Origin of the sequence: Cellulomonas pasadenensis (assembly GCF_047229365.1) — a bacterium.
Taxonomy (GTDB): domain Bacteria; phylum Actinomycetota; class Actinomycetes; order Actinomycetales; family Cellulomonadaceae; genus Cellulomonas.
This window is the reverse complement of sequence record NZ_JBFTEP010000149.1, coordinates 1-8,418: the sequence shown is the minus strand read 5'-3', so window position 1 is coordinate 8,418 and position 8,418 is coordinate 1. Positions and strand designations below refer to the sequence as shown.

Annotated in this window: 9 protein-coding genes; 5 read left to right on the top strand and 4 right to left on the bottom strand. The window is 72.5% G+C overall.

Annotated features, from left to right (window positions below):
* Positions 1-369: 369 nt before the first annotated feature.
* Both AB6N23_RS15875 and AB6N23_RS15870 read left to right on the top strand, forming a co-directional pair.
* Positions 370-1,467, top strand: coding sequence for an NADH:flavin oxidoreductase/NADH oxidase (locus AB6N23_RS15875; RefSeq protein WP_412866966.1), 1,098 nt, complete (start codon positions 370-372; stop codon positions 1,465-1,467).
* Positions 1,468-1,863: 396 nt separating this feature from the next.
* Positions 1,864-2,391: a DUF4240 domain-containing protein gene (locus AB6N23_RS15870; RefSeq protein WP_412866965.1), complete on the top strand. Its 528-nt coding sequence runs from the start codon at positions 1,864-1,866 to the stop codon at positions 2,389-2,391.
* A gap of 208 nt (positions 2,392-2,599) precedes the next feature.
* Here AB6N23_RS15870 and AB6N23_RS15865 read toward each other — a convergent pair whose 3' ends face one another.
* From AB6N23_RS15865 to AB6N23_RS15855, 3 genes are all read right to left on the bottom strand, one after another.
* Positions 2,600-3,352: a hypothetical protein gene (locus tag AB6N23_RS15865; RefSeq protein WP_412866964.1), complete on the bottom strand. Its 753-nt coding sequence runs from the start codon at positions 3,350-3,352 to the stop codon at positions 2,600-2,602.
* A 332-nt stretch (positions 3,353-3,684) separates the two neighbouring features.
* Positions 3,685-4,422: a hypothetical protein gene (locus AB6N23_RS15860; RefSeq protein ID WP_412866963.1), complete on the bottom strand. Its 738-nt coding sequence runs from the start codon at positions 4,420-4,422 to the stop codon at positions 3,685-3,687.
* Positions 4,423-4,666: 244 nt separating this feature from the next.
* Entirely contained in the window at positions 4,667-5,497 is an 831-nt protein-coding gene (locus AB6N23_RS15855) for an alpha/beta fold hydrolase (protein ID WP_412866962.1), read from the bottom strand.
* A gap of 119 nt (positions 5,498-5,616) precedes the next feature.
* On the opposite strand from AB6N23_RS15855, the gene AB6N23_RS15850 reads away from it, so the two are divergent.
* Positions 5,617-6,135 carry a MarR family winged helix-turn-helix transcriptional regulator gene (locus tag AB6N23_RS15850; protein ID WP_412866961.1) on the top strand — a complete coding sequence of 173 codons (519 nt, stop codon included), beginning with the start codon at positions 5,617-5,619 and terminating at the stop codon, positions 6,133-6,135.
* A 3-nt stretch (positions 6,136-6,138) separates the two neighbouring features.
* Here the strand turns inward: AB6N23_RS15850 and AB6N23_RS15845 are convergent, their stop codons facing one another.
* Positions 6,139-6,339, bottom strand: coding sequence for a hypothetical protein (locus AB6N23_RS15845; RefSeq protein WP_412866960.1), 201 nt, complete (start codon positions 6,337-6,339; stop codon positions 6,139-6,141).
* Between the two features lie 250 nt (positions 6,340-6,589).
* Between AB6N23_RS15845 and AB6N23_RS15840 the strand changes: the two genes are divergently transcribed.
* Positions 6,590-7,525, top strand: a complete 936-nt coding sequence (locus AB6N23_RS15840; RefSeq protein ID WP_412866959.1) for an ABC transporter ATP-binding protein — start codon at positions 6,590-6,592, stop codon at positions 7,523-7,525.
* Positions 7,522-8,367 carry an ABC transporter permease subunit gene (locus tag AB6N23_RS15835; protein ID WP_412866958.1) on the top strand — a complete coding sequence of 282 codons (846 nt, stop codon included), beginning with the start codon at positions 7,522-7,524 and terminating at the stop codon, positions 8,365-8,367. Before AB6N23_RS15840 ends, AB6N23_RS15835 begins: the two co-directional genes overlap by 4 nt.
* Positions 8,368-8,418 lie beyond the last annotated feature (51 nt).

The following is an 8,418-nucleotide window of genomic DNA, read 5'->3' as shown; positions in this document are numbered from 1 at the left end:
CCCTCCCTCCCCTCCCCGCACCCCCCCCCAACCGCGTGCGGTGTACGAGTCGCGTGGGGTCGTATTTTTGTATAAGCGCCCGCGGCGGGCCCGGCCGGGGCCGGCGACGGTGGTGGGGCGGGCAGGTCGCACCGGGGGCCTCGTTCTCTCGTGACCGCCGGCGTGCCGGGCGGGCGGCGCGCACGCGTGCGCCGCACGGGCGTCATCGGCGCGCACCGGCCGCCGGACGAGGGACGTCCCCCGATCGGGGCGTGCGTCGCGTCACACGTCACCCGCTCGGCCCGTCCGGGCGGAAGAGCGGCGCCCACCCGGCGGTTGACCACCGAGGCGGTCGCTCACGCGCCGCCTGCCCAGCCCGGAAGGACCCCGATGACCACGCCCGCCCTGTTCACGCCGCTCACGCTGCGCGGCGTCACGTTCCCGCACCGCGTCTGGATGGCGCCGATGTGCCAGTACTCGGCCGAGCCGACCGGGCCCGCGGCGGGCGTCCCGCACGACTGGCACGTGCAGCACTACGGCTCGCGGGCCGTCGGCGGGGCGGCGCTCGTCATCACCGAGGCGACGGCCGTGACGCCCGAGGGCCGCATCACGCCGTTCGACCTCGGGCTGTGGGACGAGGCGCAGACCGAGGGGCACCGGCGCCTCACCGCGCTCGCGCACGCGCAGGGCGCGAAGGCCGGCCTGCAGCTCGCGCACGCGGGACGCAAGGCGAGCACGGACGCCCCCTGGCGCGGCGGCGCGCCGCTGGGCGCCGACGAGGGCGGCTGGGAGACGGTCGGCCCGAGCGCCGTCCCGTTCTCGGCGGAGTCCCCCGCGCCCCGCGCGCTCACCACGGACGAGATCGGCGACGTCGTGCGGGCGTTCGCCGACGCCGCCGTCCGCGCGGTCGACGCCGGGTACGACGTGGTCGAGGTGCACGCCGCGCACGGCTACCTGCTGCACCAGTTCCTCTCCCCCGACAGCAACCGCCGCGAGGACGCGTACGGCGGCTCGTTCGAGAACCGCACCCGCCTCGTGCGCGAGGTGGTCACGGCCGTGCGCGCGGCGGTCGGCGAGGACGTCGTCCTGCTGGTGCGCGTCTCCGCGACCGACTGGGTCGAGCCCGCCGGCTGGACGGCCGACGACACCGTGCGGCTCGCCGCCGACCTCGCCCCGCTGGGCGTCGACATGGTGCACGTGTCGACGGGCGGCAACCTGCCGTCGGTGCGCATCCCCACCGGCCCGGGCTACCAGGTGCCGTTCGCGGCGCGGATCCGCGCGGAGGCCGGCGTGCCGACGGTCGCCGTCGGCATGATCACCGACGCCGTGCAGGCCGAGGCGCTCCTCGCGGACGGCTCCGCCGACGCGGTCGCCCTCGCCCGTCCGCTGCTCGCGGACCCGTACTGGCCGCTGCGCGCGGCCGTCGAGCTGGGCGTCGAGCCGGCCGTGCCGGAGCAGTACGGGCGCGCGGGCGCGCTGCTGCGCTGAGCCGGCGGCCGGCAGTCCTCCGCAGCCACCCCAGCGGGTCATCAACGCGACGCGCGACTCACGAATCGCGCCGTGGATCGAACTCGCGAGCACACCTCGGCAACACCGGGCGACCTCGCGCGAGCCGTCGACGACGCGCACCAGGCGTGGGCTTCGCGCGCGACTACGTACCCGCGCCGATCCCGGCGCTGGGGCGCGTGCTCGACAACGTCGGGGCCCCGTCAGGTGACCGAGCGTTCCGAGACGACCAGCAGCGGGCGAAGCACGCACCCGTAGGTGCGTCTTAAGGCAGATCATGGGTGCGGTCGGCTAGCGAGTGGCTCACTCGTGGGCCGGAGTCGGGTTCGCTCGTGGGGCTCCGCGAGTGGCGAGGGCCTACCGGTCGTTCGACCGGACATGGCGGCACAGGTCACGGCTGTCGCAACGGAAGCGGAAGGACACCCCGCCGAGCGGTGGGTTTTCATGCCACACCGACGTACATCTTTACGCAATTTCTCGGTCGTGAGGGTTGAGGAGTTCTGGGTGCGAGTCGACGCCACGGCCGACTACGCACGTGCGCACGACGTATCGCCTGCGGACGCCCTGCGCGAGCGTCTTGTGCCGTTTCGGACCGGCACCGTGCGAGAGATCTACTGGCACGCTCAGAGGTTCGCCGCGCGCGCGGCAGCCTCCGACCTCTCGGCTGCGGCGCAACTGATCCCCGGCGGCGCCGGTGACGACGGGTTCCTCGACCTGTGCACCTGGCTGGTCAGCCAGGGCTCCTCGACGTACGAGGTCGTGTTGGCTGACCCGGACCGTCTGGCCTGCGTCGAAGACCTTGAGGACCAGCTCGAGGACGCTGCGGAGTGGTCCTACGTCGCCGGGAGGTCCTCGGCGACGGTGGCGCCGAGCCCGGCGACGAGCGCGACCCCGGACCTGACTTGAGACCGATCACCGAAGAACAAGTCGCTTCGTTTGCCCGTCCGGTTACCGAGGCTGTGGGCGCGGTACGGGGACGAGATGGGCGCTGACGCGCTAGGCGACTGACGCGCAGCTCGAGCCTTCTCGACCTGAGCATGAACCTCAACGTGTCATTGCGGCCGTCGCTAGGCATGCAGAGGATGAGAACGCGCTAGATCGGCGTCCGTGCGCGTCACCTGTCCCATCGACGGTCGACGGCGTCGATGAGCACTCGCTCGATGGACGGCAGTTCGTCGAGGACCTCAAGGGAAACTGGCGGCCCGTGATCGTCGATCACGAGCCAGACCAGGCGATCGTGCCCGCGCAGAGGGGCAAGGTCGAGGCGCATGTCCCGGCGTGCCGACCGCGCACGCGGGATCACACGGACACGCTCGAGTTGAGGCATGTCGGCCAGTCCGTCGAGCGATGTGACGAAGCCGCCGTTGATCTGCAGCGAGCGCAACTGGGCGAGCGGCGGGAAGCACTCGGGGAAGATCACGGGATCCTTCGCACGTGAGTCCACGGTCATGTCCGCAGTCCGCAGCACACCGAGGCCGGCCAGCAGGCTCAGGTCACCAGCCGGGACCCCGTCGAGCGAGACGGCCATGAGTCCCGAGATTGCCCGGAGAGGGCCGTCCAGGTGGCGCAGGTGCACTGTCAGGTCGACGAGCGCCGGTAGGAGATCCGTCTTGATCGGCTCTGCGAGACGAACGCTCGAGTACACGTCCAACCGCTGCAGACCGCGCAGAGCCCGCTCCGGTAGCGGCGGAACCATAGGCCCATGTCCGCTCTCGAGCGTGAGAAACCGTGGTCGCACATCAGCTAGCCAGTCCAGACTGCCGTTCCGCCACGCGTTCGCGGACAGGGAGACACCATCGCATCCATCCAACTGCTCCATGTCGGACGAGTCGACGGGCCGATCGACTAGTACGACGTCGAAGGTCATATCAAGCGCAGGTATGGACCCCTCGCTCACGCCGAACACGCCGACCCGCCTCGCCCATCGCCGCTTCGACCCGAACCCGTGGTGCTCACCGGACCTACCATCGGCACCCCTTGATCGCGATCTCCTACCTCGCGTTCAGCACCCTAGCCCTGGTCACTGCACGCCGACGCCGACCGATCATTGCGTTCTGCGCCCGTCGAACAGCTATGCATCTCAGACCTTGCTCATCTGGCGCACGCCATTGCGCGACTGATCTCGTTCGCGAGCACGCGCGGTCCCTGTTCCAGGATCAGCCCATTCCTGTCTCGGTAGTTCTCGATCGCAAGTCGGGCTCACGCCGACACCGGATCGAACATCTCCGGAAGTCCTATGGTGTCGATAGCCCAGTCGGTGCCACTCGCGACATGCACGGCCATGCCTCGTGCCTGCACCGCTCGTAGCCACGCGCTCACGCCGGCGTCGTCCCCTACCCAGAGCAGGCCGGCCAGGATGTCGAAGTACGTCAATTCACCAAGGAAGTCGGGATCCTCCGGGTAGGCCTTGCGCGTGTACGAGACGTACAGCTCGTGGATCGCGGCCAGGTCGAGGGCGTCGCCACCGGACGATGCCACCGTGCGCAACCGGTGGCCGATATCGCGCGCCAGCCGGTTCGGCCAGAGCGAGGCGTCACCCCATAAGGCCTCGGGCGCGTACTCAGGATCCGGGTACGCGGCCGCGTTCCGCCGGTCGTCCGGGGAGCTCATGGCTAGGTCGACCTGATTCTGGCCGATGGGGGTCGCCACGAGCAGAACGGGCGGAACACCGTCGTCGAGCAGTCGGGCCAGCTCGTCGTCATCGGTCTCCGCGAACGAGAGGAGGGCTCCGCCGTGGTATCGCAGGAAGCGCCCCTCTCGCGGCACGTAGGTCTCGGTGAGGCCGGCGATCTCGAGCTCACGCAGGCACGCCACGAGCGAGGGCGTCTCGCGACGGCGCACCTCGGCGGGCCACCACGCGATCAGTCGACCCAGCGTGAAGCTGGTCGACCAGTCGTAGGCGAGGTACGCCAGCAGAGAGTGCTTGAACCCGAGCACGGCACCTCCTCATCGCAGCATCGTGATACCCCTGAGGTCCGCGGTCGACAGGTACGCCACGCCGCTGGACCCAGCTCCGCCTGCCACGCGGACGCACGGGAACGCACCCGATGGTGACGAAGCGTCCGGCAGGGGCTCGGCCACGTCCGTCCAGACGGCTACGCCGACCGAGCAACAACGAGTGCCCACCACGACGGCGCCCGCACCGGCCGGACCGGTGCGGGCGTCGTCGTGCGCGGAGGTATCAGGCCGCGAGGAACGCGAGCAGCGCCTCGTTGACCTCGGCGCCGTGCGTCCAGAGCAGGCCGTGCGGCGCGCCCTCGATCTCGACGTAGGTCGCGTCGGGGAGCAGCGCGTGGAACGGCCGCGCGGTGGAGTCGACCGGGAGGATGCGGTCGCCGGTGCCGTGCAGGATCAGCGTGGGCACGTCGACCTTCGCGACGTCGGCGCGGAAGTCGGTCAGCCACGTCGGGACGACGGCCCAGGCCGCCCACGGCGCGGAGCCGACGGCCGTGTTCCAGCTCGCGCGCAGCGCGGCCTCGCTCAGGCGGTTGCCGAGGAGCTCGTCCGTGTTGAAGAAGTCGGCGAAGAACTGGTCGTACCAGGCGTAGCGGTCCTCGCGGGCCGCCGTGGCGATGCCGTCGAAGACGGTCTGCGGGACGCCCGCCGGGTTGTCGTCGGTCTGCAGCAGGAACGGCTCGAGCGACGCGAGGAACGCCGCCTTCGCGACGCGGTCGGAGCCGTACGCGCCGAGGTAGCGGCCGACCTCGCCCGTGCCCATCGAGAAGCCGACGAGCACGACGTCGCGCAGGTCGAGCGTCTCGAGGACCGTGCTCAGGTCACCGGCGAACGTGTCGTAGTCGTAGCCCTGCGTCGCCTTGGTGGAGCGGCCGAACCCGCGGCGGTCGTAGGTGATGACGCGGTAGCCGGCGTCGAGGAGCGCGACGGTCTGCTTCTCCCACGAGTGCCCGTCGAGCGGGTAGCCGTGGATGAGCAGGACGGGCTGCCCCGCGCCGTGGTCCTCGTAGTAGAGCTCGACGGGCTGGTCGGTGACGGTGCTGGTGATGTACGGCATGTCCCTGCTCCCTCTGCTCGCGGGCCGCTGGCCCGGCGTCGCCCCGCCTTGTCCGGCGGGCACAAGTACATCGTGCACAACTTAATTGCGGGCGTCAACAGCGAGCGTAGGATGGGTGCATGAACTCCGAGCCGACGACGGCGGGAACGGACGGCATCGCCCTGGAGACGATGCTGTGCTTCGACCTGTACTCCGCGTCGCGCGCCATGACGTCGGTGTACCGGCAGGCGCTCGACCCGCTCGGCCTCACCTACCCGCAGTACCTCGTGCTCGTGGTGCTGTGGACCGGCGGCGAGCAGCCCGTGCGCCAGGTCGTCGAGCGGCTCCGGCTCGACTACGGGACGGTGTCGCCGCTGCTCAAGCGGCTCGAGCAGCGCGGGCTCGTCGAGCGCCGCCGCCGCGCCGACGACGAGCGGTCCGTGACGATCTCCCTCACCGACGCCGGCGTCGCGCTGCGCGCGCAGGCGCGCGACGTCCCCACGCGCATCGGCGCCGCGTTCGGCCTCGGGGCGGACGACATGGCGACGCTGGCACGTCTGCTCGCCACCGTCACGGCGACGGCCGCGCGGCACGCCGCCGGGACGCCCGCGGGCGCACCCGCCGACGCGGCCGAGGCCCCGGACGGCGCGAGCGCCTGACCCTCAGGCGCGCGCCGTGCTCGGCGCGAACTCGGGCGCCGGCCCGCCGACGAAGCAGCGGCACGGGCCGTCCAGGTGCCACAGCGTCGTCCCGGGGCGGGCGGCGCACGGCACGGGCACGCGCGGGGCGACCGGCACCGGCACGGACGTCGAACGGGGTGCGGACGCCGGCCCGTCCCACAGCTCCCCTGCGACGGTCGTCACGGCCATGGCTCCCCCTCCCGGTGCCGTCCTGCTCGCTGTGAGGAGCGGGCGGGGACGGCGCTGCGTACACCTCCCATCGGCACGCGCGGGTGAGAACTCGACCTCTCGGCGCGCTTCCACCCGGTGGCCCGACGGATGACGAGGTCATCCTCACGGCGTACCGCGCCGCGCCGCCGATGTGGTCCGCACGGGCGTCCCGGCCGCCCACCGCCCGCTCCTACGTTCGAGGCACACCGAACGAGGAGGACGCATGATCGAGGCCACGGGGCTCACGAAGCGGTACGGCGACACGACGGCCGTCGAGGGCATGACCTTCACGGTCCGGCCGGGCAGGGTGACGGGATTCCTCGGACCCAACGGCGCCGGCAAGTCGACGACGATGCGCATGATCATGGGCCTCGACCGGCCGACGAGCGGCGCCGTCACCGTCAACGGCAGGCGGTACGCCGAGCACCGAGCGCCCCTCGGCGAGGTCGGCGCGCTGCTCGACGCGAAGGCCGTCCACACGGGCCGCTCGGCCCGCGACCACCTGCTGGCGCAGGCGGCGACGCACGGCATCAGCCGCCGCCGCGTGGACGAGGTCGTCGAGATGACCGGTCTCGCGTCGGTCGCGCGCAGGCGTGCCGGCACGTTCTCGCTCGGCATGGGCCAGCGCCTCGGCATCGCCGCCGCGCTGCTCGGCGACCCGCAGACGCTCATCCTCGACGAGCCGGTCAACGGCCTCGACCCCGAGGGGGTGCTGTGGGTGCGCCACCTGCTGCGCGGGCTCGCCGCCGAGGGCCGCACGGTGTTCCTGTCCTCGCACCTCATGAGCGAGATGGCGCTGACCGCGGACCACCTGGTCGTGGTCGGGCGCGGCCGCGTCATCGCCGACGCGCCGGTCGGCGAGATCGTCGCCCGTGCGCAGTCGAGCGCCGTGCAGGTGCGCACGCCGTCCGCGCCGCAGCTCGCCGCGGTGCTGGTGCGCGACCCGGGCGTCGAGGTGACGTCCCTCGAGCACGACCTGCTCGAGGTCACGGGCAGCACGCCCCCGGCCATCGCGGCCGTCGCCGCCGCCGCCGGGCTCGTCCTCCACGGGCTCGCCCCCGTCGAGACGTCGCTCGAGGACGCCTACATGCAGCTGACCGCCGACGCGGTCGAGTACCGCTCCACCACGCCCCACGCCGCCGCAGGAGGCCGCCGATGACCACGCTCACCACCACCGCCGGCAGCCCGACGCGCAGCCGCGTCACCGTCCACCCCGTGACGTTCCGCCGGCTGCTCGTGTCCGAGTGGATCAAGCTCCGCTCCCTGCGCTCGACGTGGTGGACGCTGGGCGTCGGCGTCCTCCTCGGCGTCGGGTTCGCCGCGATGCAGTCGTCGAGCGTCAGCGCCGTCGCCCGCGAGTACCCCGACCCCGAGCGGCTCGGCTCGGCCTACGCGGTCGCCGGCATCCCGCTGGCGATGCTCGCGTTCTGCACGTTCGGCGTCCTCAGCATCGCCGGCGAGTACGGGACGGGGCAGATCCGCTCGACGCTCGCCGCCGCACCGACCCGCGTCCCCGCGCTGCTCGCCAAGCTCGTCGTCACCGTCGCCGCGGCGCTGGTGGCGGGCGTCGTCATGGCGGGCGCCGGCTGGGCCGCCGCCGCGCCGTCCCTCGCCGACGGCGGCATGCCGGTCGACCTCGGCAACGCCGAGGAGGTGCGCATCCTCGCCGGGACCCCGCTCTTCCTCGCCGCCGCGGCAGGGCTCGCGTTCGGCATCGGCGCGCTCGTGCGCAGCAGCGCCGCGGGCATCACGGTCGTCCTCGGCCTCATGCTCGTGGTCGAGAACGGCCTCGGGATCATCCCGTGGGAGCCGCTGCAGCAGGCGGCCGCGTACCTGCCGACGAGCGCCGGCGCCCGCCTCGTCACGAACGACGCCTACGGGTCCGTCATCACGTCGATCACCAGCGACCTCCCGCCGTGGACGGGCTACGGCGTCATGCTCGCCTGGGCCCTCGGCGCCGTCGCGGTCGCCGTCGTCCTGCTGCGCCGGCGGGACGCGTGAGCACGACGACGTCGGCGGGGCGGGCGGCTGCGGCCGTCCGCCCCGCCGCGC